The 23,534-nt window shown below is 68.2% G+C and carries 25 protein-coding genes; 10 read left to right on the top strand and 15 right to left on the bottom strand.

What is annotated here, in order from left to right; genetic code table 11:
- Window positions 1-27 precede the first annotated feature (27 nt).
- The 3 genes from manD to uxaC are packed head-to-tail and all read right to left on the bottom strand — an operon-like array spanning window position 28 to window position 3,979.
- The gene (gene manD / locus SM116_RS06550) at window positions 28-1,266 is read right to left on the bottom strand and encodes a D-mannonate dehydratase ManD (RefSeq protein ID WP_320943651.1); all 1,239 of its coding nucleotides are present in this window, start codon (window positions 1,264-1,266) and stop codon (window positions 28-30) included.
- Window positions 1,263-2,588, bottom strand: coding sequence for a mannitol dehydrogenase family protein (locus tag SM116_RS06545; protein WP_320943650.1), 1,326 nt, complete (start codon window positions 2,586-2,588; stop codon window positions 1,263-1,265). The genes manD and SM116_RS06545 overlap by 4 nt, the downstream gene beginning before the upstream one ends.
- A complete protein-coding gene (gene uxaC / locus SM116_RS06540; protein ID WP_320943649.1) occupies window positions 2,585-3,979 on the bottom strand; it encodes a glucuronate isomerase in 1,395 nt (464 codons plus the stop codon). Before uxaC ends, SM116_RS06545 begins: the two co-directional genes overlap by 4 nt.
- 254 nt (window positions 3,980-4,233) lie before the next feature.
- Between uxaC and SM116_RS06535 the strand changes: the two genes are divergently transcribed.
- Both SM116_RS06535 and SM116_RS06530 read left to right on the top strand, forming a co-directional pair.
- Window positions 4,234-5,262: a glycoside hydrolase family 2 TIM barrel-domain containing protein gene (locus SM116_RS06535; protein WP_320943648.1), complete on the top strand. Its 1,029-nt coding sequence runs from the start codon at window positions 4,234-4,236 to the stop codon at window positions 5,260-5,262.
- 59 nt (window positions 5,263-5,321) lie between these two features.
- The gene (locus SM116_RS06530; protein ID WP_320943647.1) at window positions 5,322-6,389 is read left to right on the top strand and encodes a LacI family DNA-binding transcriptional regulator; all 1,068 of its coding nucleotides are present in this window, start codon (window positions 5,322-5,324) and stop codon (window positions 6,387-6,389) included.
- Between the two features lie 84 nt (window positions 6,390-6,473).
- Here the strand turns inward: SM116_RS06530 and SM116_RS06525 are convergent, their stop codons facing one another.
- The 6 genes from SM116_RS06525 to SM116_RS06500 form a co-directional block, all read right to left on the bottom strand.
- On the bottom strand, window positions 6,474-8,825 hold the full coding sequence (locus tag SM116_RS06525; protein ID WP_320943646.1) for an arylsulfatase: 2,352 nt from the start codon (window positions 8,823-8,825) through the stop codon (window positions 6,474-6,476).
- Between the two features lie 182 nt (window positions 8,826-9,007).
- Window positions 9,008-10,222: a serine/threonine-protein kinase gene (locus SM116_RS06520; RefSeq protein ID WP_320943645.1), complete on the bottom strand. Its 1,215-nt coding sequence runs from the start codon at window positions 10,220-10,222 to the stop codon at window positions 9,008-9,010.
- Window positions 10,223-10,224: 2 nt separating this feature from the next.
- Window positions 10,225-10,626, bottom strand: coding sequence for a hypothetical protein (locus SM116_RS06515; protein WP_320943644.1), 402 nt, complete (start codon window positions 10,624-10,626; stop codon window positions 10,225-10,227).
- Window positions 10,627-10,854: 228 nt separating this feature from the next.
- Window positions 10,855-11,574, bottom strand: a complete 720-nt coding sequence (locus tag SM116_RS06510; protein ID WP_320943643.1) for a hypothetical protein — start codon at window positions 11,572-11,574, stop codon at window positions 10,855-10,857.
- Window positions 11,553-12,236 (bottom strand): hypothetical protein, encoded by a 684-nt coding sequence (locus SM116_RS06505; protein WP_320943642.1) that lies wholly within the window; start codon window positions 12,234-12,236, stop codon window positions 11,553-11,555. Before SM116_RS06505 ends, SM116_RS06510 begins: the two co-directional genes overlap by 22 nt.
- 447 nt (window positions 12,237-12,683) lie before the next feature.
- Window positions 12,684-13,325, bottom strand: a complete 642-nt coding sequence (locus SM116_RS06500; protein WP_320943641.1) for an LON peptidase substrate-binding domain-containing protein — start codon at window positions 13,323-13,325, stop codon at window positions 12,684-12,686.
- Window positions 13,326-13,919: 594 nt separating this feature from the next.
- Here SM116_RS06500 and SM116_RS06495 point away from each other — a divergent pair.
- The 3 genes from SM116_RS06495 (at window position 13,920) to SM116_RS06485 (ending at window position 15,680) form a co-directional block, all read left to right on the top strand.
- A complete protein-coding gene (locus SM116_RS06495) occupies window positions 13,920-14,783 on the top strand; it encodes an SMP-30/gluconolactonase/LRE family protein (protein ID WP_320943640.1) in 864 nt (287 codons plus the stop codon).
- A 250-nt stretch (window positions 14,784-15,033) separates the two neighbouring features.
- A complete protein-coding gene (locus tag SM116_RS06490) occupies window positions 15,034-15,450 on the top strand; it encodes a hypothetical protein (RefSeq protein WP_320943639.1) in 417 nt (138 codons plus the stop codon).
- Complete coding sequence (locus SM116_RS06485; protein WP_320943638.1) at window positions 15,450-15,680, top strand: helix-turn-helix transcriptional regulator; 231 nt, start codon at window positions 15,450-15,452, stop codon at window positions 15,678-15,680. The genes SM116_RS06490 and SM116_RS06485 overlap by 1 nt, the downstream gene beginning before the upstream one ends.
- 142 nt (window positions 15,681-15,822) lie before the next feature.
- Here SM116_RS06485 and SM116_RS06480 read toward each other — a convergent pair whose 3' ends face one another.
- Complete coding sequence (locus SM116_RS06480) at window positions 15,823-16,326, bottom strand: hypothetical protein (RefSeq protein ID WP_320943637.1); 504 nt, start codon at window positions 16,324-16,326, stop codon at window positions 15,823-15,825.
- Window positions 16,327-16,430: 104 nt separating this feature from the next.
- Between SM116_RS06480 and SM116_RS06475 the strand changes: the two genes are divergently transcribed.
- Together SM116_RS06475 and SM116_RS06470 are read left to right on the top strand one after the other, a co-directional pair.
- A complete protein-coding gene (locus tag SM116_RS06475; protein ID WP_320943636.1) occupies window positions 16,431-16,601 on the top strand; it encodes a hypothetical protein in 171 nt (56 codons plus the stop codon).
- Window positions 16,602-16,684: 83 nt separating this feature from the next.
- On the top strand, window positions 16,685-17,398 hold the full coding sequence (locus SM116_RS06470) for a TspO/MBR family protein (RefSeq protein WP_320943635.1): 714 nt from the start codon (window positions 16,685-16,687) through the stop codon (window positions 17,396-17,398).
- Window positions 17,399-17,457: 59 nt separating this feature from the next.
- Here the strand turns inward: SM116_RS06470 and SM116_RS06465 are convergent, their stop codons facing one another.
- The 3 genes from SM116_RS06465 to SM116_RS06455 all read right to left on the bottom strand — a co-directional run bounded on the left by SM116_RS06465 (window position 17,458) and on the right by SM116_RS06455 (window position 19,389).
- Window positions 17,458-17,745 (bottom strand): hypothetical protein, encoded by a 288-nt coding sequence (locus tag SM116_RS06465; protein WP_320943634.1) that lies wholly within the window; start codon window positions 17,743-17,745, stop codon window positions 17,458-17,460.
- A 103-nt stretch (window positions 17,746-17,848) separates the two neighbouring features.
- On the bottom strand, window positions 17,849-18,292 hold the full coding sequence (locus SM116_RS06460; protein WP_320943633.1) for a hypothetical protein: 444 nt from the start codon (window positions 18,290-18,292) through the stop codon (window positions 17,849-17,851).
- 527 nt (window positions 18,293-18,819) lie between these two features.
- Window positions 18,820-19,389 carry a DUF2510 domain-containing protein gene (locus tag SM116_RS06455; protein ID WP_320943632.1) on the bottom strand — a complete coding sequence of 190 codons (570 nt, stop codon included), beginning with the start codon at window positions 19,387-19,389 and terminating at the stop codon, window positions 18,820-18,822.
- Between the two features lie 164 nt (window positions 19,390-19,553).
- Between SM116_RS06455 and SM116_RS06450 the strand changes: the two genes are divergently transcribed.
- Complete coding sequence (locus tag SM116_RS06450) at window positions 19,554-19,853, top strand: hypothetical protein (protein ID WP_320943631.1); 300 nt, start codon at window positions 19,554-19,556, stop codon at window positions 19,851-19,853.
- An 831-nt stretch (window positions 19,854-20,684) separates the two neighbouring features.
- Here SM116_RS06450 and SM116_RS06445 read toward each other — a convergent pair.
- Entirely contained in the window at window positions 20,685-21,176 is a 492-nt protein-coding gene (locus tag SM116_RS06445) for a hypothetical protein (protein ID WP_320943630.1), read from the bottom strand.
- 272 nt (window positions 21,177-21,448) lie between these two features.
- On the opposite strand from SM116_RS06445, the gene SM116_RS06440 reads away from it, so the two are divergent.
- Window positions 21,449-22,354, top strand: coding sequence for a hypothetical protein (locus tag SM116_RS06440; protein ID WP_320943629.1), 906 nt, complete (start codon window positions 21,449-21,451; stop codon window positions 22,352-22,354).
- Window positions 22,351-22,749, top strand: a complete 399-nt coding sequence (locus SM116_RS06435; protein ID WP_320943628.1) for a GntR family transcriptional regulator — start codon at window positions 22,351-22,353, stop codon at window positions 22,747-22,749. The genes SM116_RS06440 and SM116_RS06435 overlap by 4 nt, the downstream gene beginning before the upstream one ends.
- Before the next feature lie 490 nt (window positions 22,750-23,239).
- Here SM116_RS06435 and SM116_RS06430 read toward each other — a convergent pair whose 3' ends face one another.
- The gene (locus SM116_RS06430) at window positions 23,240-23,482 is read right to left on the bottom strand and encodes a hypothetical protein (protein ID WP_320943627.1); all 243 of its coding nucleotides are present in this window, start codon (window positions 23,480-23,482) and stop codon (window positions 23,240-23,242) included.
- Window positions 23,483-23,534: the final 52 nt, after the last annotated feature.

The following is a 23,534-nucleotide window of genomic DNA, read 5'->3' as shown; positions in this document are numbered from 1 at the left end:
CCGATCCCGTCGGCGGCGATCGGCTCGTCACCAGTCGTGGACGGTGCCGTCCTTGAGCCGGTTGTAGGGCAGGTAGGCCCGCTCGTACGGGTACTTCCCGGCCTCGTCCAGGTTCAGCTCGACGCCCAGGCCGGGCTGGTCGCCGGGGTGCAGCATCCCGTCACGCCAGGTGAAGGACTGCTCGAAGACCTGGTCGGTCTTCGGCCCGTGCTGCATGTACTCCTGGATGCCGAAGTTGTGGATCGCGAGCCCGAGATGCATCGCGGCGGCCATGCCCACCGGGGAGATGTCGGTGGGGCCGTGCATGCCGGATTTGATCTGGTACATCGCGGCGTAGTCGAGCGTCTTCTTCAGCGCGGTGATGCCGCCCATGTGGGTCACCGCGCCGCGGACGTAATCGATCAGCTGGTCCCGGATGAGGTCCTTGAAGTCCCACACCGTGTTGAACACCTCGCCGATCGCCAGCGGGGTGGTGGTGTGCTGACGCACCAGGCGCAGCGCCTCCTGGTTCTCGGCGGGCGTGCAGTCCTCCAGCCAGAACAGGTCGTACGGCTCGAGCGCCTTGCCCAGCCGCGCGGCCTGGATCGGCGTCATCCGGTGGTGCCCGTCGTGCAGCAGCGGGATGTCGGGGCCGAACTCGTTGCGGACGGCCTCGAACACACCCGGCAGGTGCGTCAGGTACGCGCGCGTGTCCCAGTCCTCCTCGACGGGGCGGGCACCGCGGCGGGCCGGCTCATGGTCGTACCGCGCCTCTCCCCCGCCGGCGAACGACGACTGCGACGCGATGCCGTAGATCGCATGCAGTCCCGGGATGCCGGACTGGATGCGGATGGCCCTGAAGCCCTTCTCCAGATGCTCGTTCACCGAGTCGAACAGCGACGGCAGGTCGACGCCCGAGGCGTGCCCGTACGCGAGGAGGCCGGTGCGGGATGCGCCGCCCAGCAGCTGGTAGACCGGCATCCCCGCGGCCTTGCCCTTGATGTCCCACAGCGCCATGTCGACCGCCGCGATGGCGGCCATCGTCACGGGTCCGCGGCGCCAGTAGGCGGAGCGGTAGAGGAACTGCCACGTGTCCTCGATCCTCGACGCATCGGCGCCGATCAGCAGCGGCACGACATGGTCCCTGAGGTAGGCGACCACCGCGAGCTCGCGCCCGTTCAGCGTCGCGTCGCCCAGGCCGGTCAGGCCGTCGTCCGTGGTGAGCTTGAGGGTGACGAAGTTGCGGTCCGGGCTGGTGACGATGACGTCGGCCTTGTCGATGATCATGCGGATGCCCCGTTCAGGATGCCGGTCGGGTCGGCGACGAGCGCCTCGACCAGGTGGCGGAAGGATGTGTCGGCTGCCAGCGGCGGACTCAACCGGTGCAGGAGGGTCGCCGGGTCGGCGGCACCGCGGTCGAGCTCGCCGGCGATCCAGCCGGCGAGGGCGCGCGCGGTGCCGGCCGCGCTGCGACCCGCAGCCCGTTCGGCGAGCGCGACGGGGACGAGACGCAGGCGGGCCTTGGTCTCGCTGTGCTCGTTGATCTGCTCGAGCCGATGTGCGATGCGCGGGTTCGCGAACCGCTGCAGCAGGTCGGCGCGGTACTGCTCGAGCTGCAGGCCGGGCAGGTGGCGGGATGCCTCGTCCCAGAAGCCCTCGACGACCGCGAGGATCGCCGCATCCGAGACCGCCTCGGCGACGGTGGTGCACCCACGCCGCAGACCCACCGCGGCCAGGATCGTGTGCGCGCCGTTCAGCAGCCAGAGCTTGCGGCGCTCCCACGGCTCGACGTCCGCGACGAACCGCGCGCCCGCCGTCTCCCACGCGGGCCGGCCGTCGGCGAAGTCGCCCGCGATCACCCAGTCGGAGAACGGCTCGGTCACGACGGGCACCGCGTCGATCCACCCGGCGAGCCGCTCGACACGGGCGCTCTCCGTCGCATCAGTGTGCGGCGTGATCCGGTCGACCGACGAGGAGGGGAACGTGACGTTCTCGGCGAGCCAGCCCGTCGCCGCCGGATCCACGGCTTCGATGATGGCGCTCAGCGCTTGACGGAGCACGATCCCGTTCGACGGGATGTTGTCGCACGAGAGGAGGGTCAGCGGGCTTCCGTGCGCGGTCCGCCGCAGCATCACGCCCGCGGCGAGCCGTCCGATGGCCGTCGAGGGGGCGACGCGCCGTCGGATCGCATCGATGTCGGCGAGGGTCGCCGCGTCGAGGTCGCCGTTCGCGGTGAGCCCGTAGGCGGGCTCGGTGATCGTGAGGCTGACGATCGATGTCTGCCGGTCGGCCACGGCGGCGGCGAAGGCGCGCGGCTCGGCGGCCGTGCCGACGCGCACGATCGAGTCGACGATCGACATCCGGTCGGCCATGGCATCGCGGGTGACGAGGGTGTACAGGCCGTCCTGCGCCGCGAGCCGGTCGGCGAGCTCGCGGCTGCGGCCGGTGAAGGCGTGGATGCCCCAGTCCGAGGAATTCGCCGCGTGAGCCGTGTACCAGGCCTGGTGGGCGCGATGGAATCCGCCGAGACCGAGGTGAACGATGCGCGCGGGCGGCCGGAGGGCCCGCGCCTGAGCCCGGTACGCCTGCTGAATGGTGGCCGCCGTCACAGCTTGAACACCCTTCGAGGCAGCCCGTCGACGAGGTCGTCGATGATGCGCAGGGCGCTCGGCATCCCGATCCGCCCCTCGGCGACGAGGCGGGCGAGATAGGCGGCGTCCGCTCGGCGCGCGGTGTCGTGGCGTGCCGGGATCGAGAGGAAGGCGCGCGTGTCGTCGATGAAGCCGGAGCCCCGCGTGAAGCCGGCGGTCTCGGTCACCGCCGCGCGGAAGCGCGCGATGGCGTCGGGCGCGTCGAGGAACCACCAGGGCGCGCCGACGTAGACGCTCGGATAGAAGCCGGCGAGCGGAGCGATCTCGCGCGAGTACGTCGTCTCGTCGACCGTGAACAGCACGAGGTGGAACCCCGGCTCGAGGCCGAAGCTTTCGAGCAGCGGTTGCAGGTTGCGGGTGAACTCGGTGGCGACGGGGATGTCGTGGCCGGTGTCCGGCCCGAACTCGCGGTGCGTGGCCGCGCTGTGGTTGCGGCGCACCCCGGCGTGAACGGTCATCACGAGGCCGTCCTCGACGCTCAGCCGTGCCATCTGGAACAGCATGTGACCACGGAAGGCGCGGCGGTCCGCGGCATCCGCCGTCCCGTCGATCACCGCCGTGAAGAGCCGTTCCGCCTCGTTCAGGTCGAGGTCGACGGTGTACGGCTCCTCCACACCCTGATCCGTCGACACGCCGCCGTGACGCAGGAAGTGCTCGCGCCGGGCGCGCAGCGCATCCAGGTAGCCCGTGAACGAAGCCGGCTCACCGGTCGCCGCGAGCAGTCGCTCGATCCGCTCGCGGAAGTCCACGGCATCCGGGTCGAGATAGCCGTCGGGACGGAAGGTGGGCACCACACGTCCGCTGAGGCCGCTGACCTGCAAGGCGGCGTGCGCCTCGAGATCGTCGAGAGGGTCATCCGTCGTGGCGAGCACGTCGATGCCGAACCGGTCGAACAGCGCACGCGGCCGGAACTGCGGCCGCGCGAGCTGCGCGACGATGTCGTCGTAGACCTCGTCCGCGTTGTCCGGGTCGAGCTCGCTGACGACGCCGAGCACCCCGGTCAACTCCTCGCGGAGCCAGTAGCCGCTCGCGGTCCCCTCGAAGACGTGCCAGCGCTCGGCGAATCGCCGCCAGATCGCGCGGGGGTCGGCATCCGTCGTCCCGACACCGAGCTCCCCGAGCGAAACGCCACTGGCGTGCAGCAGCCGCGTCACGTAGTGGTCGGACGTGACGAACAGGCCCGCGGGATCGGCGAACGGACGGTCCTCGGCGAGCAGCTCGGCGGCCACATGTCCGTGGGGCGAGAGGATGCGGTGCCTCGCGACCGACTCGTACAGCTCGCGCGCGATCGCCCGCGTGCCGGGGTCGGCGGGCAGGAGGCGATCGGGGTCGCGGAGCGTCGCGGGCATGGATGCAGTCAACACATCGGGGCGGGTCTTGTCAACCGATTGCCACGGATTATCGCTCTGGCCCTGCGGTATCAGATTGCTCGTGCTATCTTCAGTGGCAATCGGTTGACATTCGGTCGACCCGGCTCCAAGGACTGCCATGGCGAACTTCCCGACCGGCTTCCGCTGGGGAGCCTCGACGGCGCCCCACCAGATCGAGAGCGGCCACGTCGACAGCGCCCGTCGCGACGGCCTGGCCTGAGAGGATCACGGACATGCTCAAGCCCCAGGCATCCCCGACCCGTGAGCTCGTCAACCTGGACGGCGTGTGGCGATTCGGCATCGACTCACGGCTGCCGGAGACTCCCTGGACGGGTCGCCTCGACACGCCCCTCGAGGCCGCCGTGCCGGCGAGCTACAACGACCTGTTCACCGACCCCGAGATCCGCGGGCACGTCGGCTGGGTGTACTACCAGCGCGAGGTGCGCGTCCCGCGCGGATGGACGGATGGCCGCATCCTGCTGCGCTTCGACGCGGCGACGCACGCGGCCCGCGTGTACGTGGACGAGACGCTCGCGGGCGAGCACGTCGGCGGGTACACGCCGTTCGACGTGGACATCACCGATCGCGTCGAGCCCGGAGGGTCGTTCCGGCTGACGGTCGCTGTCAGCGGCGACCTGTCGAACGAGACGATCCCGCCCGGCAGGATCGAGGTCGGCGTGGACGGCCGGCGGACGCAGACCTACTTCCACGATTTCTTCAACTACGCAGGGCTCGCCCGGTCGGTGTGGCTGCACAGCATCCCCTCGCTGTCGATCTCGGACGTCACCGTCGTGACGGGGTTGGAAGGCACGACCGGAACGGTCGACTACCGTGTCGAGACCGCCGGCGACGGCGAGGTGCGGGTGCGCTTGACGGATTTGAAGAGCGCCGAGCGGTACCTGGAGGGCGACATCCGGGGCTGGATCGAGCGCACCGGCAAGCCGATCATCATGACCGAATATGGCGCAGACACCCAGGCGGGCCTCCACTCGGTGTGGGACCAGGCGTGGACCGAGGAGTATCAGCGCGACTACCTTGCGATGAACCACCGGGTGTTCGACCGGTTCCCGGAGTTCGTGGGCGAGCAGGTGTGGAACTTCGCGGACTTCGCCACCTCGAACGGCATCCACCGCGTCGACGGCAACAAGAAGGGCGTGTTCACCCGCGACCGCAGGCCCAAGTCCGCCGCATTCGCCCTGCGCGATCGCTGGTGCGGTCTCGACGGCCGCAAGCCGGGCACCTCCGCTCCCGACGCCGGCTGAGGTGACCTGACAGGATGAGGGCGACGACCGCGAGAACACCGTCACGGACCGGGAGACCCATGTCTGACAGGACCCACGCCGACGCGCTGGCCCTCGACCCGACGATTCCCGCGGACCTGGCCGAACGGATCCGCCGGCGCGGCGGGTCGGCGACGATCTACGACATCGCCGAGCTCGCGGGGGTCAACCCGTCCACCGTCTCGCGTGCTCTGTCCAAGCCGGGTCGGGTCAGCGCACCGACGACCGCGCGCATCCACGCCGCCGCCGACAGACTGGACTTCCGCATCAACCCCGCAGCGCGGGCGCTGCAGACCGGCCGCACGCACACGCTCGCGCTGGTCGTCGCGGACATCACGAATCCCGTCGTGTTCGGCATCGTGCGCGGTGCGGAGACGGCCGCCAGCGCGGCCGGCTACACGCTGGTCATCACGGAATCGCAGGAATCCGGGGATGCCGAGGCCGAGGCGATCGAACGGCTGCTGCCGAGCGTCGACGGCGTGGTGCTGGCCACCACCCGCCTCTCTGACGACCGCATCCGCGAGCTCGCGCGCCGCAAGCCGATGGTGCTCATCAACCGCGCCGTCCCCGACTTGGAGGGCATCCTCCCGGACGTCGACAGCGGCGTGCAGGAGCTGCTCGCGCACCTCACCGACCTGGGGCATCGATCGATCGTGTACCTCGCCGGCCCGGCCGCATCGTGGATCAGCGAGAGGCGCTTCGAGCGGATGCTGGACGCCACCGAGCGATCGGGCACCGCGCTCGTCGAGATCGGGCCCACCCCGCCGACGATCGAGGGCGGGAAGGCGGCGCTTCGCCGGGTGCTCGCCGCGCACGCGACCGCCGTCGTCGCGTTCAACGACCTCATCGCCATCGGGCTCATGCAGGCCGCGGCCGAGCAGGGCATCCGCATCCCCGAGCAACTGAGCGTCGCCGGGTTCGACGACATCTTCGGCAGCGAGCTCATCTCCCCCGCGCTCACCACCGTGCGCGCCCAGCTGGTCCGCGCCGGGGAGCTCGCCGTCGGCCGCCTCCTCAGCGCACTGAACGGCGAAGAGCCGAACGCGGCCCCACCGCTGACGACGACGCTGATCGTGCGCGGCTCCACCGGGCCGGCGGCGCGCGCCTAGGTTGGAGGCAGGCGCCTGCCGCGTGAGCCGAGCACGCACCACGCCGGCGCCCGGCATCACGCTCATCAGGTGACGCGGGCCGTCTCAGTCGAGCAGGAACCACCCCCGCACTTCGGACTCGTGGTCGACGTACCGGTCGCCCGACACGTCCACGACGACCTTGTCGATCTTCCCGCCGGTGAACCGGTACGGCGCGGTGTAGGCGGGCGTCACGGATGAGGCATCGTCGCGCCCGACGCACAGTCCGTCGCCGACGGCGCAGAAGAGGCCTGGCTGGGTGACGATGTCCCCCGAACCCACGACGTCGCCGTCGATGTAGAGCGAGAGCATGCCGCGCGCCCCAGGCATGGCCGGGTCGGCGTTTCGCCCGGTCGCGGTGAACTCCGCGGTGACGACGTGCGCGCCGGGAGCGAGATCGCGGTCGGCGGTGATGACCTGCAGCGAGGTGCCCAGCCAGTTGAAGGCGTACGTCACCCGGTGGTCCTGCACGTACAGGCTGTGCCCGCCCGCGACGCCGCCGTGTGCGAAGAGCACGCCCTCGGCATCGGCCCCCGCTTCGACGCCTGCGGCGATCGTGTACGAGCGGCCCGGGATCGACACCGCGGACTGCTCGGGCACGGACGCGCAGTCCGGGTAGTACACGTACCGTTCTCGCTTCGGTGAGCCGCTCGGGCGCTCGGCGAGGGTCTGCTCGAGCGCGGTGCGGTCATCGAGCGGCAGGCCGTTGTACTGCTCGGCGAGATCGAACCAGCGGGCGATCATCGCCTGCAGCCGCTCCGGTTCGGCGTCGGCGATGTTCGTGGACTGCGAGCGGTCGGTCTCGACGTGGTACAGCTCCCACACATCCTCGTCGAACCTCCCCCACCCGCTCAGCGGCGGATGCAGCGTGGCGGCCAGCCATCCGTCCTCGTACAGAGCGCGCTGCCCGAGCATCGCGTAGAACTGGGTGCGCTTGCCGGGGGCGCCGACGTCGGTGAGGGATGCCGCGAAGCTCTCGCCCTCGATCGGGCTCTGCGCGAAGCCGTTGATCGTGTCGGGCGGCGTGACGCCGATCAGGTCGTAGATCGTCGGAACCACGTCGACCGCGTGGACGTACTGCGGTCGGGGACTCGCAGACGGCTCGATCTTGGCCGGCCACGACATGATGCACATGTCAGCGATGCCGCCCTCGTACCCTGCCCAGCGCTTCCAGTACGGGAACGGGGTGTCGAAAGCCCAGGCCCACCCGGTGTTGTAATGGTTGTACGACGCCGGCGAGCCGAGCTCGTCGATGTGCTGGAAGGTCAGCTCGGTGGGAGTGGGCGCGCCGTTGAAGAAGCGCCACTCGTTGAATGTGCCATCCGGGCCGCCCTCGCCGCTCGCGCCGTTGTCGGAGATGACGACGATGATCGTGTTGTCGAGCTGGCCCGAGCTCTCGAGGAAATCGACGACGCGGCCGACCTGGTCGTCGGTGTACTCGACGTACCCGGCGAAGACCTCGGCCATGCGGGCGAACAGCCGCTTCTCGTCGTCGCTGAGCGTGGCCCAGGGACGCACGGTGTCGAGCATCGGCCACGGCTGCCCGTCAGGACCGGTCACGCCGGGCTCGCCGTGCGGGTTGATGCCCGACAGTTCGGTGTCCTCCGGGAGAAGTCCCAGCTCCTTCTGGTGGGCCAGGATGCCGGCGCGGATCGCCTCGTAACCCTCGTCGAACATGCCCGTGTACTTGTCGGCCCACTCCGTGAAGACGTGGTGGGGCGCGTGCGCCGCATCCAGTGAGAAATACAGGAAGAACGGCTTGTCGGGATCGACCGACTTCGCATCCTGGATGAATTCGATCGCCCGATCGGACAGGTCTTTCGCGATGTGGTAGCCCTCGTCCGGTGTCGCGGGCGGCTCGACCGGATGGTTGTCGTGGATGAGGTCGGGGAACCAGCCGCTCGATTCACCGCCGAGGAACCCGTAGAACCTCTCGAAGCCGCGGCCCAGGGGCCAGCGCTTCTTCCACGCCGCCATGCCGGTCTCCTCACCCGGGGTCAGATGCCACTTGCCGACGCAGTACGTGTTGTAGCCGTTCTCGACGAGGACCTCGGAGATGAAGCCGTTCTCGAACGGGATGCGCGTAGAGATGCCGGGAAAGCCGGAGGAGAATTCCGCGATCGTGGCCATGCCGTTGGAGGTGGCATTGCGCCCGGTCAGCAGCGATGCGCGCGTGGGCGAGCAGAGCGCGGTGGTGTGGAAATTCGAGTACCTGACGCCGTGATCGGCGATGCGGCCCATCGTGGGTGTGCGCACCGGGCCGCCGAAGCAGTCCATCGTGCCGTAGCCCACGTCGTCCCAGACGATGAAGACGACGTTGGGCGCCTCGGCCGGCGCCTTCGGAGCCTGGAACGGCGTCCAATCGGGAACCGAGTCCCGGATGTCGAGCGAGATCTTGCCGGCGAACTTCTCTGCCATGATGCGCTACCCCTCACGGCGCGCCCCACGCGCGTCTGCGGCTCAGCATAGGGAGGCGGCGCAGCGAGCACATCCGGCAGTCGAGAAGATCGCACACGGGCTCGCCGGCGTGGGGGTCATTCGTCCTGCGAGCCCGGATCTTCCTACCCGGTCCCACTCGCGCCCGCGACTCGCGGCGTCGGTCAGGGTGTGGTGCTGGTCGAGACCTGATGCTCGAGCTGCTGCAGGTGGTCGCCCAACTGGCCGCCGACCGCGGGATAGGTGCGGACGGGGTCGGGAACGGGATGCGTCGCAGCGGGAATCGCGACGAGCGCGATGACGATCGCGGCCACAACGGCAACGAGAGCGGCGACCAGGACCATCGCCCGCGGGCGGGCGCGGAGGCGCGCCGGCGTTGCGGCCTGCGCGCTGCTCGCCGACATCTGACCCGGAGAGGGCTCGGCGGCCGGCATCAGCATCGTCGCGCCCGTGGATCGCGGAGTGTCGAGGCCGGTCGCGGGCGGCATCGGAGCCGTCGCCTGCGCTTCGACGGGAGCCTCGGCACCCGCTGCGGGATGCGGCCGTCGGCTCAGGCGGGTCGCCACCTCCTCCGCGGCGGGGCGCCGTGCGGGATCGCGGGCCGTCATGGCTTGCAGGAGGCCATGCCACTCGGTGCCGAGCTCTCGGGGAATCCGGGGGTCGCGCGCCAGTCGCGCGGCGGCAGCCTCGACGGCTTTGCCCTGGTATTCACGATGCCCCGTGAGGCACTCCAGCAGCACCAGCCCGAGCGAGTAGACGTCGCTGGCGGCGGTGAGGTGCTGCCCTGCGACCTGCTCCGGGCTCATGTAGCTCGCCGTTCCCGTGACCAGACCGGTGGCGGTGAGTTTCGCCTCGTCGACGAGGCGCGCGATACCGAGATCGGTGAGTTTGGCCGCGACGGCATGCGGTGAGTCCGGCAGGAGGATGTTGCCCGGCGACACGTCGCGGTGGATGACGCCCTCGTGATGGATGTACGCCAGCGCGCCGGCGATGTCTGCGCCGATCGCCGCGACATCCGCTCGGTCCAGCGCGCCGCCATCCCGCAAACGGTGTGCGGCATCGGTGCCCGCAACGAATTCCAGGACCAGGACAACCCGGCCGTCGGTGTCTGCGATCGCGTCGAACAACGTGACGAGGCAGGGATGCGACAGCTTCGCCAGAAGGCGCACTTCCCCTTGCTGCCGAGCCAGATCGTCGGCCGACGCGAGCTCGGCGCGGAAGACCTTCAGCGCGACCTCACGGCCCAGCGCCTCGTCGGTCGCGCGGTAGACGTCCGCCATTCCGCCCTGGCCGATCCGGTCGGTCACTCGGTAGCGGCCGGCGACTCTTCCGGTCTCCAGCGGCGATTCAGCCTGAGGCAGCCTCTTGGTTCCGGACATGCTCAGCCTCCGCCCTTGGTGGCGCCCTTGCCGTCTTTGCCTTTGCCCTTGTCGTTGCCCGGCGCCGGTTGCTGCTGGTTCTGCTGCTGCTGGAGCTGCTGAAGCTGTTGCTGCAGGCGCGCATTGGCCGCGTCGTCGAGCAGCTGGGAGAGATCCGCGCGGATCGTCGCGATGGATGCGGCGACCGCATCGTGCCGAGCACGACTGATGTCGCCCTTGCGGACGGCGGCGTCGTTCATCCGCTCGAGGTCGGCGAGCTTCGCTTGCGCGCCGGCGAGATCGTTCGTGCTCGCCGCCTGCGCGACGGCGAGCACCGCGTGCTGCAGCGTACTGGCCGTGTCGCGAGAGTAGGACTCGCCACCGCTGCAGCCGGTCAGCGCGAGCGCGAGCGCCACCGCGGCCACGACAGCCCATCGGGTTCTCCGCTCGCCTACGCCCACATCGCCCGCCTTCCCGACCCGGTCACCGACCACGCTAAACCCTCCGCGTGATGGAGCCTGCGCGTTCGTGCAGGGCTTGACCCCACAGTCGATGAGGGCTAGGCGGCACGGGGAAGCATCCCTTGTCCACATCGCACAAGTTGCACCGGAATGTCGGTGAACGGCTGGCTGGCTCAACCCAAGCGCGCACCGCTACGCCGCAATGGCCGCGGAGATCGCGTCACGCCCCCGCTGACCGACGACCTGATCATCTGCCTTGAGGACGAACCATGCCTCGTGCCCGTCATCGCTGAGCTCGCCGAACGCGGGGCGCAGGTGCTGGTTGTCCCTCCTCGTCAGCCGGTCCAGCGCGAGCATTCGGACACCACCGGCAGAGGCGAGCAGTACCGCGATGTCCTCGAGGTGTCGGCCCCGGTCGCGCTGATCCACCCGGTAGGCGGCCGCTTTGGCGACAATGGCACCGAGCGCATCGGGGATGCCGATGCTGACAGAACTCGACGATCCCTCGAGTGTGTATTGGTCCCGCCTGTTGATCGCCTGGCGGGCCGCGGGGGCCGCGAAGATGGGCTTCCTCGTCCACCTCGCCGACACGCCCTGTTCGACCATGACGTCAATGATGTCGTCGCCACGGACGAACCGGTGGACGGCGCCGGCGCCTTCGAGCGGTCGGAACCCGAGCTTCTGCAGAGGGCCCGTGACGTCGCTGACCTTGGAGGCACCGATGTCGAGCAGCAGGTCGACATCCCGCGTGGGCCTCGATGGCGTAATGCCGGCGCGCATCGCGTGTGCGTGCACCATTAGCCCCCCGACGAGCACCCAGGAGCCTTCCGGTGTTGCTGCCGCCACCTCGAAGACGAGCGGCCACGGGTCCTCGGCGTCGGGGACCTCGATCAGATGCTCGTCGCCAGCCACGTGTTCCTCATCTCGTCCAGTGCACGGATGCCTGTGCTGCGCACTCGCGTGCTCGCCGAGCGCGCACAGTCGACAGCGATGAGCGCGCGTCGCGCGTACTCGTCGCCGATCCAAGACGCGCCTCCGTCGTACATGCCGCCTGATCGGAGCTGGTAGACGACAAGGTCGCCATCGCCAGCTGCGACGAGCCCGGCTTCGTCGATGAACTCTTGGAGGCTCATTCCGTGAAGGTAGCCATGCAAGGACCGTGCCTGCCCGACAAGCCGCTCCCCGATTTGCTCGATCGCGCTCTCTCCCGTGAGAGCCAGGTGCGGGTGGAGTGTGTCCAGGTTGCGGGCGTTGTACCGGCGCACCGTAAACGCTTGGGCGATCTTGCGCCACAGCTGGTTTGTCTCCGTGCGCCGCAGACGGTACGCCGACTTCGGGTCGATCTTGATGCCGTCCGAGAGCGCCTCGACGATTGCTTCGACCGTGTGATCCGCCCAAGGCCGACCGTTGCCGGCATCGGCCCGGGCACGGTCCTGCACGCTCGTCGCATCGATTTGCCAGATGTGACCGTCGATCTGCCTGCCGACGAGCTCTTGCCCGCGCAGCATTTCGCGCGTGCGCCTCTCGCTGATACCGAGACGCCGAGCAGCTTCCCGTACCGAAATCTCCGCCATGCCATAAACCTTCCGAACTCGGAATATTTATAGCATGCGATTGCGGAATCCAGCCGAGACGTGTGCTTCCTCGGTCCCAGATGGGCCATGCCGATGAGGCGCCGCCGGCGCACGCGGGCAGTCGCGCGCCTACGAGCCGGCGCCCGCGACGGCGGCGGCAGCGGCGCCCGCGACGGCGGCAACAGCGCCAGCAGCGGGGTTCGGCGCAGTCGTCTGCCACGTTATGGCCGGGCCGCTGACCCTCTCTTCGCCGCTAAAACGCGACGGCTCGACAGCAACTCCACCTCGCACGCGGGTACGAGCGGCACGGCACCGCTGAATGCCGTCGGTTATGGCTCTGTCGATGCAGTCGTGTCGGGTTAGCTCGACCATGTCGTCATGGTCGAACCATCCGAGTTCGCCTGGTTCGTCCCGGTCTGGATGCGGAAGATCGCCCTGGTGCGCGATCTAAAGGTCGCCGTCATCCTCGTCGCGTGCATCAGCAGCCCGCGCGATGAGCACTGGCTCCTCCTCGAGGCACAGGTCGATGATCCCGCCGAGAAGTCCTCCGAGGCTGGTCGAGCCCAGCAGACGAAATCGGTCGTACTCGCCGAGCGGAGCGAGCGCGGCGAGCTGCCAGGCCGACACCACGGCATCATCCGATAGCGCCGTCGCGGGATCCCATCGAGCCTCATCGAGCACGGAGGCGAGCGTCGCGAGGCGGCGCACCACCCGTTCCGCTTCGCGGTGCAGCGATGTGAGCGCGTCGTCCCAGACGAGCGGGGCCATCGTCGACACGTCGGCCATCGGGTGCGGGTCGTCCTCGCGCCACGTGTTCACGGTGATCCGCTCCCCGCCCCGGGCGACCACGTACAAGTCCGCGGCCCCCGCCTCGATCTGCAGAATGCGCGCCATGGTGCCGATCGATGCGCGCTCCTCGCCACCACCGGCCTCACGCCCGCGCTCGATCAGCACGACCCCGAACTCCGGATCCTCCGTGTCGAGCAGACGGCCCATCATGGTGAGGTAGCGCGGCTCGAACACCCTCAGCACCAGCGGTGTGTAGGGGAAGAGCACGCTGCCAAGCGGGAACATCGCGACGACGTCCATACGCACCAGTCAATCAGCCGGACGCGCTGCTCGCGCGTCGGGACGGTCCGCCCTGTCACTCCTGGCAGCGGTTCCGTGGCCAAGGTCCAAGCCTGCAAGGAGCGACCAGTTTGCGCACGGTCGACCACCGGCCTTCATCCGGCCATGGGCTGGGCCGTGCCCTCGCGAGGATCGAGCGTTCGACGCAGAAGCTGCAGTGGGCGGATGGCAAGCGTGCATCACTCGCCGAAACTCACCCCATGGCGGTGGCTTCCCCCCGCGTCGATCGGGGTGGTCTCGTGCCCGGCGAGCTCGTGCATCCACGGTGGATGTTAGTCGATCTCCAGGTCCGCGATGGACGCCGGCCCGTTCCCCAAGACATAGGCGTATCGCCAAAGCTGCTCGTCGGCGCTGATTGCAGTCTGTGCGTCGTGCTTCCTCACGATCCCTCCCCGGCCGATGCGCATCAGGGTACGCCCAGCGAGGCGAGGCGTCGATCGCGCCAGTCGCACATGCGTCGCTGACATCGCTCCATCGTCACGGAGTGGCAACGGACGGCGACACTGCCGATGCCCTCGACGCATTCCGCGGCAACATGACAGAGTTGACCGTGAAATGACCCAGACCACGCCTCTGACGCAGCCCGGTGCACATCTGGAGCGCCTGCACACCGGCATGGCCTGGGCCGAGGGACCGGTCTGGCTCCCGGATGCCGGAGCCGTGCGCTGGAGCGATATCCCGAACGACAGGATCTTGCAGTTCGACGCCGCGACCGGGCGCGTGGATGTGTATCGGACCGGAGTCGAGTTCACGAACGGTCGGACCCTCGATCTCGAGGGTCGCGTCGTGCAGTGCTCGCACGGGCTGCGCCGGATCGAGCGCGACGTCGACGGAATCGTGACGCCGATCGTCGATCGATGGGACGGCGTCCGCTTCAACTCGCCGAACGACGTGGTGATCGCGTCGGACGGCGCGATCTGGTTCACCGATCCGCCCTACGGCATCCTTTCCGACCATGAAGGACACGCCGCGGCGGCCGAGTACGAAGGATGCTTCGTCTTCCGCTTCGACGAGCGGATGCGAGAGCTGCAGCCGGTCATCACCGATATGGTGCATCCGAACGGACTGGCGTTCTCACCGGATGAGACGGTCCTCTACGTCTCGGACACGGCCGGGAGCACGCAACCGGGCGTCCCGCGCCACATCTGCCGCTACCGCGTCCGCGAGGGCGCCTGCGATCGGGGCGAGACCTTCGCGCTGATCGGGGACGGGGTCTGCGACGGCCTGCGCGTCGACGCCCGCGGGCGCGTCTGGGCATCCAGCGCCACCGGCATCATCGTCTTCGATGCGGACGGTGCCGTCGTCGGCGCGATCCCCGTTCCCGAGGTCGTGTCCAATCTCTGCTTCGGAGACGCAGACGGTGCAACGCTCTACATCACCGCATCCACCAGCCTCTACCGCATCCGCATCAACCCCTGACGCCGAGGACCGGCAGGTCGAGAAGGCGCACCGTGGTCGCCGGGGCGACGGGCACGTCGGGCGATGTCTGATCCCTGGGCTTGTCACAGACGGCGGCCGTCGGCCATGTCCAAGGTCGAAGTCGCACGGTCGGGGACCCACTTCTGCAGCCTGAGAGTGCGTGGCGCGTCAGCCTTCCTCTGTCGATGGAGCCATCCCGCCGTGTCAAGGGCCCTTGACACCGCGGGATTCGCCGCCGTACCGTCGGAGGATGACAAGCGACCTTGACTCGGAGAAGGACTCACCGACCGAACGCCGGCGCCGTCGCGCCTTCCGAGTACCGCTATGGATCGGCACCGGGTGCTACCTCCTCGCGAGCCTGGCCCTCTACCAGTGGGGACACGGAAACAGCCCGTGGCGTCTTGTCTGGGCACTGCTGCCCCTCGCATTCATGGCATGGGTTGTGGGCTTGATCGTGCTCAGAGTGCGTCAGATGGACGAATACCAGGTCAAGCTCTTCTTCCCAGGATTGGCGGTCGGTTTCACGGTCTCGATATTCGCCGCCCTCACGCTCGGAACCCTCAGTTCCGCCGGATACAGCGTGCCGCACGCCGGGTGGCCGGTCGCCCTTCTCGGGATCGTCGCGTGGGAGGTCACGAACCTGCTCGTCAAGGCACCTGTCGCCTGATGGACAACAGCATCCGCGCGGAACGCGTGGAACGCGGCTGGACCCAGGCGGGACTTGCCGAACACCTCGACGTTTCGCGCCAGACGGTCGTCGCTATCGAAACAGGCAGATACGATCCCTCCCTGCCTTTGGCCTTCCGCATCGCCAGCCTCTTCGGTAAGTCCGTTGAAGAACTCTTCTTTCCAACACCTGCCATCCGAGACACCGGGCATCTCCAGAAGCGCCCGTAGTTCCGCGGTTGCGAGCGCGGAAGCGGCCCGGCGTGCGCGCCGCGGACGGCGGCGACGCGTGTCTGTACCCGCTCATCGGCGACAGCATGTGACAGTGCGCGGGCCGCGGCGATCGGCGGTTTCCGTCATGTGTGCGCAGACGCTACTCGCTCGCCAGTGCGTCACGCAGAACCGCAATGACGGCCGGCAACCCGATGCCCGGGGCCAGCGGCTCGGAGGGGACCAACGGAAGATTCAGGCTGTCGCCACCTTCGAACTCGGCGGTCAGTGTGCGGGAGTCCGCTGAAGAATCCAGAGTGAGCGACCGAACACGCGAGAGCGAATGACTGGTTATCCGGATCTCGGCGATGTCGGGCTCCGCGAATCTCCTGACGTACACCCGAACAAGAAGGCGGTCGGTGACGATGAGCAGGTGCGCCTCATTGTCCGCCAGGCTTTGCTCGGAGTCGCCTTTTGCCTGGATGTACCGCACGGGCTGAGTGCCGATCAGCAGAGTGATCTCTTCTTTCAGGGTCTGCGTCCAGAGCGGCCATGCCTCCCGTTCCTCGTCTACCCGGGAACCGAAGCCGGCCTTCCTGAAGCTTGCCGAGGCCTCGATCGCTCCACTCACGAAGTCGAAGATCTGGGTGTTCTCTACGTTGCTCATACCTCGAATGTCGCCGCTGAGCGGTCAGTCATCCAGACCCTTGACGAGTACGATGCAACGGTAATTTTCTTCTTACGAAGACGGATGCGCCGGGGAGACGAATGATGAGTGATCCACACTTCGAGCGGCTCACTGAGCGTGAGGACGAGGTTCGTGCCGAACTTGGACAGGTTGTGGCCACCGACGTCGCGCATCGGGACCAGCTGAACGGGCAGTTGACGACAATCCTCGCCGCGAAAGCAATCATCGAAGCGATCCGGAATCCGACAGCGTGATGGATTCCCAGACGAAGCGGCCATCTTTTCGGATCGCATCCGCCAGGTAGCAGTCGCCATCGGCACCGCACTGGCAGCGGTCGGTGCGTTCATCGGGTCCGGCGCCGCGGGCGGCACGCCGATCCAGGACGCCGCAGGAGGGGCGTTCGCTGCCGACGCCACGATGCTCGCTCCTGCTGTGCCCGTTCTCGATCTGGTCGGCGATCTACCTCGGTCTCATCGCCTACGCCGTCTATCAAGCGCTCCCTCGGCAGGCGGGCCGCGCCGTCCACCGCTGCGTGCGATGGTGGGCGCTGGCCTCGGTTCTGCTGAACGCCGCGTGGATCCTCGTCGTGCAGGCCGGGCTCGTCGCCCTCTCGCTTGTCGTGATCGCGGTGCTCCTGGCTGACCTCGTCGTGATCCTGATGCGGCTGCGAGTGATTCGCGCGAGCGGCTGGGCGGATGCGATCGTCGTGCACGGCACGATGGGCCTCTACCTCGGGTGGGTCCTCATCGCGACGGTGGCGAACGTCGCGGTCGTCCTTGTTCGCGTCGGCTTCACAAGCGCAGGGATCGGACCCGAGGCGTGGGGCGTGATCGTCCTCATCGCGGCAGGAGCGATCGCCACCGCTCTGGCAGTCTGGGATCGCGGACGCATCGCGCCCGCCTTCGCTACGGCATGGGGCGTCTTCTGGATCGGAGTCGCCCGCGCGAGCGGGACGCCTCACTCGTGGATCGTCGCCGTGACGGCCTTCGCGGTGGCGGGCGTGATTCTCGTCGTCACAGCCGTGACACGCCTTGCACAGCGCACGACGTGACACCCGCCGTGTGAGACTCCGTTCGGGCGACTGCCTGACTGCCGATCAACAGTGCTGGTCTACATCGCGATCAGTTCGCCCACCTCGACGCTGCCCCCGTAGGAGAGGCCGGGGCATCCTTCAGCCAATGCGGTCGCCGCGGTCAGGTCGGCCGCGTCGACAAGCACGTAGCCGGACAATGCATTGGCTCCGGCGGACGATCCCAGCAGCGTGGTCGCCCCGACGCGGCTGCCCATGTCGGTCACCGCCGACCCGAGCTCCTGGAACCAGGTGCCCCAGGCAGCGACCTGGTCCTCGGTGGCCGTCACAGCGGGGTCGTTGCGGAAAGCAAGAACGAAAGCAGACATGATGTACTCCTTGTGGTCCTGGTCGACGTCGGATGTCGACTCAGCAGTACGACGTGCGAGCACCTCCGAAATCGACACATCACAGGTGGTCTTCCTCGTGTGTTCACCGGTCGGTGAAGACACCGACCCTCGAGCCGTCGAGAACGAACTGCAGAGCCGTCCCGGTACGGAATATCGCCCGCAATTCCGTCGGCGCATCCGCCTCCACCGACATCACGACGGTTGCCGGAAACCTGCCGGCACTGCAGCTGAAGTTGACCGGGCCGCGGACGTCGGAGGCGGAGTCCTGATAATCGGCCGTCTTCATGACGATCAAGCAGCGTGAACTGCGAGGCCCGATCGTGCCAGGACTCGGAGACAGGATGCTCAGACCGTAGAAGTCGCCGAACGACCGCAGACCGCTGAGCCCGAGCGTGCCGGAGGGCGCGGGATCGGGCGCTTCCGACAGGACGGCGACGTGATGCGGGATGGCCGGTCCGCGCGTGATCGGCGCGAACGCTGTCACGGCCCATATCGACGTCGCCGCCGCTCCGATGCCGAAGGCCACGAGAATCGATACGATCCACAACGCGGGAACCCACCGCCACAGGCGAGGCGAGACCCCTCCCGGAGGGGCGGCTACCGGCGTCGGAGCGTCATCCCCGGGCTCGAGTGAGCGATCCGTCTGATCCGCGTCCGGACTCTCCGAGGACACGATGGGGGGCGGGGAGCTGGGACGAACCCCGACGACCTCTCGGGGACCAGCATCCGTCCGCTCGTAACGCGACGGGGATTGAGCAGCCTCGAGCTCCTCCAGGCGTCGCATAGCCTCGGGGTCTTCGTGGATGTCGGCGGACGGCCCGTAGGCCCGTTCCCGTAGCGCACCCAGCTCATCGGGAACAGCGTCAGTCATGCACGGCGCCAGGATGTCGTCGGGCGAACGGGCACGCGGGCCAACTCGACCGTGGGTTCATGGGCTGATGCTAGCCCGCCAGGGCACCGTCCCTGCACTTCAACGAGCGAATGGATTTCCCCCGTCCACTCCACCTCGAAGCCGAACGGCTTGCGGTCGGGCAGGCGTGCAGGCGGCATCCGTCACCTGTAGCGGTAGTGCTCGGCGCTCGCCGTGATCCAGCCGGCGAACTGGCGTGCTCGCGCCTCGTCGCCGGGCCGGGGGAAGGTGATCCACGCCTGGTCCGCGCTCTCGATCGCGAGCCCGAGAACGCGACGGTCCAAGCGGCCGAACTGGTGCCAGGTGACCCGGCCGCGCGGATCGAACAAGGCCTTCGCGTGAGCCGCCCGGGCGAAGCCGGACCGCTTGCCGATGCGCTCGAGGCTGTCCACGACCGCGACGACACCGGCGACCGGCTGACTCCGCTCGCCGAGGTGGATCCACCGGCCGTCGACCACGACCCCGGCGTAGGATTCCTCGCCGCCGCTGAATCGCGACTGCGCCGTCCAGCGGCGTCCGTCCCACCAGCGCATCCGACCGCGACCGTCGTCGTACCAGCCCGCAGCGGTCGGGGACGCTGCCGGGGCGGCGCCCGTGTGCAGCTCGACCCCGAACCCGAAGTCCGCGAAGTGCTCGGTCCACCGCGAACCGTCCCACCAGCGCATCGCGCCGGTGCCGTCGTCGTACCACCCGGGCTCCGCCGCCGCGACCATGAATCGAGGCTACTCGCGCGAGCGGCCGCGGTACCCGACATGTGCTCATCGGATCGACGACGCAGGTGCAACGCTCCGGGCGGGCGCCCTTCCGGGCCAGTGGCCGTCTGTGGATCCTCGGCTGGCGCGGACTGCTCGGCGCTCCTGCGATCTAGGCTGATGCCATGACTGACAGCGGCACCGAGGCAGGATGGCTGAAGAGGTTCTTCAGCGATCCGATGGCGGATGCCGTCAAGGGCAGCGCGAAGATCCTGTCGGTCTCCGAGCCCGTCGGTCGTGCCCCATACTCGAAATGCGTGCTCGAGGTCATCGCGGAGGCGCCGGAAATCGAGCCGCGGACCGTGACCTTCGAGGCCGTGCTGCGGGTCAAGCACTGGCCGCGTGTCGGAATGGTGGTGCCCGCGCGGATTCCGCCAGGCCGTCCCGATCTGGTCGCCCTCGACCTCGACGCGTTCACGCGCTGATCATCACCGCTGGTCGACACTTCGTCACAGCACAGACGACATGGTGAGGTGTCACCGTCTCGAGGCGCCCGCGTCATCGATGGGTGGGTGCCATCCGAGTACACGTCGAGTGAGGATCCTGCGGTCGGACCGGCGGCGGTGTCCTCTAGCGGGAGAAGGTAGGCGCTGTTGTCGGGCGGGGAACGACGGTCGTCGGTCGCAGGCGGGCACCCGACCACCCGAGGATCATGACCTGCCCGTCGTCGCCAACCCGCGCGTTCAGCCCCCAGAAGTGGTCATCCCCGCACGGGCCGTGCTGCACAACATCCGTCAAGGCTGTACGCGTTTCGAACAACTGCCGAGGAAAATCTCCCGCGGTCGATACCGTCAACGGCTGCCTCGCGCCCAGAGTGCCGTTGTCCTGGACGAGTTGCCCGACGGACTGCTGCGGCCCCAGACGCTGACATCTCTGTGCGAAACATGCTTCCAGCGATTGGCCGGGATGCGCTGCTAACCACGGTGAGGCGTCCAGCCATACCGCCGGGCCGCCGTCCGCCGGCCGTGTGCATGCGGCCAGTGTGCAGCCGACGCAGCACGAAGCCACCATGATCGAGACGGCGGCCGGCGCGAAGAACCTCCGCCACCAAGTCACGCATCCACGGTATTCACCTCAACGCGCCAGGCCCAGGTTCCCGCATTGCGGTTTGGTCTCATCACCTTTCCAAGCTTCACGCATGCCCTGTCGGCGACCAACGCCCCGACGGCTGCTGTTGCACCTCTCGGGTCACGAACCCCGCGAATGTCGCTGCCGCACGTATGCGGACCGGTCTGTGCACAAGCCAGGGCTCGCGACTACGCGGTGCTTCGGCGCCGCTCGATCAGGCCCGCGACCCACGCGGCCAAGGGGCCGATCACGATGATGCACACCACCCCCGCGACACAGGCAACACCGAGAGAGAACGGATTGAGCCCGCCGAAGGGCAAAGCTTGCGCCCCGATCAGGATGGCGGCCGTCCCCGCGAGCACCGTCGTCATCAGCAACGCACTCGCCTGCAGCGAGGAATGTACGCCGCGGTTCAGATGAGAGAGCGCTGCGGCGCAGGCGAGCAGTGTTCCGCCGCTCATCAACGCGAGCATCACGACCGTCGCGGACTGGACAACAACCTCACGTTCGGCGCCCGAGAGGCACAGCTCACGAAACGGGAGGACGGGCACCATGCCCGCGTCCTGACAGCCGGAGAGGAACAGCGCGAGCGACACGGCTAACCCAATGAGGAGCGACACGCCGTACCCGATCGCCGGCCCGACCCATCCGACCCCGATCGTCGTCAGCCGTTTCACCATCCGTCCATCGTCATCGAACATTCGATGATCGCGCCACCCGTTGCCCAACGGAACCCAGGCAGATGGCGGCACGACAACACTCCGCCGCCAACGACCACTTCCGCGTGGCAGCGCGCGTCGTCGTTCGCTGAAGGACCCGCATGTGCCCAGAGACGCCAGCTCACGACCTCTCGGGAGGGGCGAAGCTCCTCAGCATCCACGCGCGAGCCTGCCGGGTGTAACAGCTGTTTGCTACATTGTGTGACACTCAGTTGATACACCTGGAGGTGCCGGTGGAGTGGATCCTGCTGGTCGCGTGGATACCGTTTGTGCTTGGCTTCCTGGCGGCCGTCGTCTGGATGGTGATGCGTCGGCATGGCGTCTCACTGTCTGGCCGGCTGGCTGCCCTCGCCGTCGTCGGTGGGCTGCTGCCCGTGCTCGTCGCGGTGTGGTACACGGCGACCGGGGTCATGGTCGATCTGTTCGTTCTACTCGGTCCCGACGTGTTCATGGTGCTGCAGGACGCCCGGTTCATCGCCCCTCTGGTCGCGGGGATCCTCGGCATCCTGATCCTGAGCATCCCCGGGCGACGCCCTCGCCTCGTACCGGCCGCGGATATCGCCCGGCGCACCGCGTTCACATTCCTGCCACGCGGTTGGGTGATCACCCTTGCCGCGGTCACCGTCGGCACCGTCGTCGTGACCTGCGCGGCGGGCCTGCTGTCGACGGGTGACGACGACACATTCAGCTTCCCGATCGGCACCATGACGGTGGGGACCACGATTTACGGCTGGCACGCCTCCGCGCCCGCTCTCATCCTGCTCATCATCCTGCTCGCCGCCGGATGGACAGCCCTCTGGCTGATCGCCCGCCCGCCGGTTGCCGATACCCGCGACGTGGACATCGCTGCCCGCCGCACTCGGAGCCGGAACATCGCCGCTGTCATCACCGGCGGGATCGCGTTCCACCTGGCGGTGATCCTGCAGTCACTTGCCGGGACGGCATCCCTGACCGGAACGGTGCCCAGCGCCACGGCCGGCGACATCACCGTGCACTCGCCGTTCGCCGCACTGGCGCCCGTCCTCCAAGCCAGCAGCGTCCTGGCAACCTGTGTCGCGGTGGCGGTGTGCCTGACCGTCACACTGACCGCGGTACCAGAGATGAACCGTGCGCGGACGAGCGTCGAAACCGCATCATGATCATTGCGCTGTCCCCGACGGGCGGGACCCCGGCCGAACAGATCCACGACCAGATCCGCGGCCTGATCACCACCGGCGCACTGGCCGCCACCGAACGATTGCCCTCCGTGCGGCAACTCGCCGTCGACCTGCAAGTCGCCCCAGGCACCATCGCCAAGGTCTACAAACAGCTCGAGCAAGAGCGCCTGATCGAAACCCGTATCGGCGCCGGCACCCGCGTCAGCACACGCGCCTCCGCGATCTCCATCGACGTCGTCCATGCCGCGCGCCACCTCATCGACGTCTCAGAACGGGAGGGCCTGCAACTCGAGGACATCCTCCAAATCCTCCGCGCCACTTGGCGAACCGAGCCACCCCGCACCGAGCGACGCGCCGATCTCGACCATCCGGTCTAGCCTCCAGCCGCGAGACCCAAATAGGTCACCCGCTCCTCGCAGGGGGTCCCGTCGCGCCGTCGGGACCAACACGATTGGATGGTGATTGTGAAACCACGGCGTCGAAAGTGCCTCGCCGGGGTCATGTGGTCGGGGGTTGCGGCAGCCGGAGTCGCCTCTCTGTTCCTCGCCCCGCTGATCCAGGTGGGATGGTGCGCGGACGCACCCGGCTCGGGACAGTCGCTCTGCAGCTCCTATCAACAGTCGCTTCTGGGTGTGCCGACGAACATTTGGATCTGGCTGGCGACAATCACTCTGATCGCGGTCAGCACGGCAATCGCCGGACGATTCATTTCCAGGATGCGGTAGCACCATCAAATCGCTCGCGACCTCGCTCACTCGGGCTGCGGGGCGTGCCAACACATCACCGTGGACGACGTGCCGCAGCGGGACCGATTGACGTGCGGCCGTGGGATCCGCTGAGTCGCTACCCGATGATCGCCCGACGGGATCAACGATCATGCGGTTCTTGATTGGATTCTCGCGCTGCGAGGATGCGATCGAGCGCCTGTGACAATGGTTCGCCTCGGACGATCAGTTCGATCGGGCTCCCGAGCGTTGCCGACTCATCGTCGAAGGTGATGCGGAGCGTGGCGGCCTTGTTGCCGGTGACCGGCTTTACCTCGCCGGTATCCACAACTGTGATTTCCGACCACGGCAGATCGCCCAGCGTGACCAGTTCGGCCGCGCGCATGACGACCCTTCGTGGCTCGATTCGACTCGGGCTGGTGAGCGCGTAGCCTTGC

This window comes from Microbacterium rhizosphaerae (genome assembly GCF_034120055.1).
Taxonomy (GTDB): Bacteria; Actinomycetota; Actinomycetes; order Actinomycetales; family Microbacteriaceae; genus Microbacterium; species Microbacterium rhizosphaerae.
This window is presented reverse-complemented; position numbering and strand designations above follow the sequence as displayed.

Excerpts from the sequence above, each read along its gene's own strand:
- SM116_RS06450 (WP_320943631.1), top strand. The coding sequence starts at position 19,554 with ATGACTGACAGCGGCACCGAGGCAGGATGGCTGAAGAGGTTCTTCAGC.
- manD (WP_320943651.1), bottom strand. The coding sequence starts at position 1,266 with ATGATCATCGACAAGGCCGACGTCATCGTCACCAGCCCGGACCGCAAC.
- SM116_RS06480 (WP_320943637.1), bottom strand. The coding sequence starts at position 16,326 with ATGAGCAACGTAGAGAACACCCAGATCTTCGACTTCGTGAGTGGAGCG.
- uxaC (WP_320943649.1), bottom strand. The coding sequence starts at position 3,979 with ATGCCCGCGACGCTCCGCGACCCCGATCGCCTCCTGCCCGCCGACCCC.
- SM116_RS06465 (WP_320943634.1), bottom strand. The coding sequence starts at position 17,745 with ATGTCTGCTTTCGTTCTTGCTTTCCGCAACGACCCCGCTGTGACGGCC.
- SM116_RS06505 (WP_320943642.1), bottom strand. The coding sequence starts at position 12,236 with ATGGCGGAGATTTCGGTACGGGAAGCTGCTCGGCGTCTCGGTATCAGC.
- SM116_RS06475 (WP_320943636.1), top strand. The coding sequence starts at position 16,431 with ATGAGTGATCCACACTTCGAGCGGCTCACTGAGCGTGAGGACGAGGTT.
- SM116_RS06490 (WP_320943639.1), top strand. The coding sequence starts at position 15,034 with ATGACAAGCGACCTTGACTCGGAGAAGGACTCACCGACCGAACGCCGG.
- SM116_RS06445 (WP_320943630.1), bottom strand. The coding sequence starts at position 21,176 with ATGGTGAAACGGCTGACGACGATCGGGGTCGGATGGGTCGGGCCGGCG.
- SM116_RS06530 (WP_320943647.1), top strand. The coding sequence starts at position 5,322 with ATGTCTGACAGGACCCACGCCGACGCGCTGGCCCTCGACCCGACGATT.
- SM116_RS06455 (WP_320943632.1), bottom strand. The coding sequence starts at position 19,389 with ATGGTCGCGGCGGCGGAGCCCGGGTGGTACGACGACGGCACCGGCGCG.
- SM116_RS06525 (WP_320943646.1), bottom strand. The coding sequence starts at position 8,825 with ATGGCAGAGAAGTTCGCCGGCAAGATCTCGCTCGACATCCGGGACTCG.
- SM116_RS06485 (WP_320943638.1), top strand. The coding sequence starts at position 15,450 with ATGGACAACAGCATCCGCGCGGAACGCGTGGAACGCGGCTGGACCCAG.
- SM116_RS06500 (WP_320943641.1), bottom strand. The coding sequence starts at position 13,325 with ATGGACGTCGTCGCGATGTTCCCGCTTGGCAGCGTGCTCTTCCCCTAC.
- SM116_RS06435 (WP_320943628.1), top strand. The coding sequence starts at position 22,351 with ATGATCATTGCGCTGTCCCCGACGGGCGGGACCCCGGCCGAACAGATC.
- SM116_RS06520 (WP_320943645.1), bottom strand. The coding sequence starts at position 10,222 with ATGTCCGGAACCAAGAGGCTGCCTCAGGCTGAATCGCCGCTGGAGACC.
- SM116_RS06495 (WP_320943640.1), top strand. The coding sequence starts at position 13,920 with ATGACCCAGACCACGCCTCTGACGCAGCCCGGTGCACATCTGGAGCGC.
- SM116_RS06535 (WP_320943648.1), top strand. The coding sequence starts at position 4,234 with ATGCTCAAGCCCCAGGCATCCCCGACCCGTGAGCTCGTCAACCTGGAC.
- SM116_RS06430 (WP_320943627.1), bottom strand. The coding sequence starts at position 23,482 with ATGCGCGCGGCCGAACTGGTCACGCTGGGCGATCTGCCGTGGTCGGAA.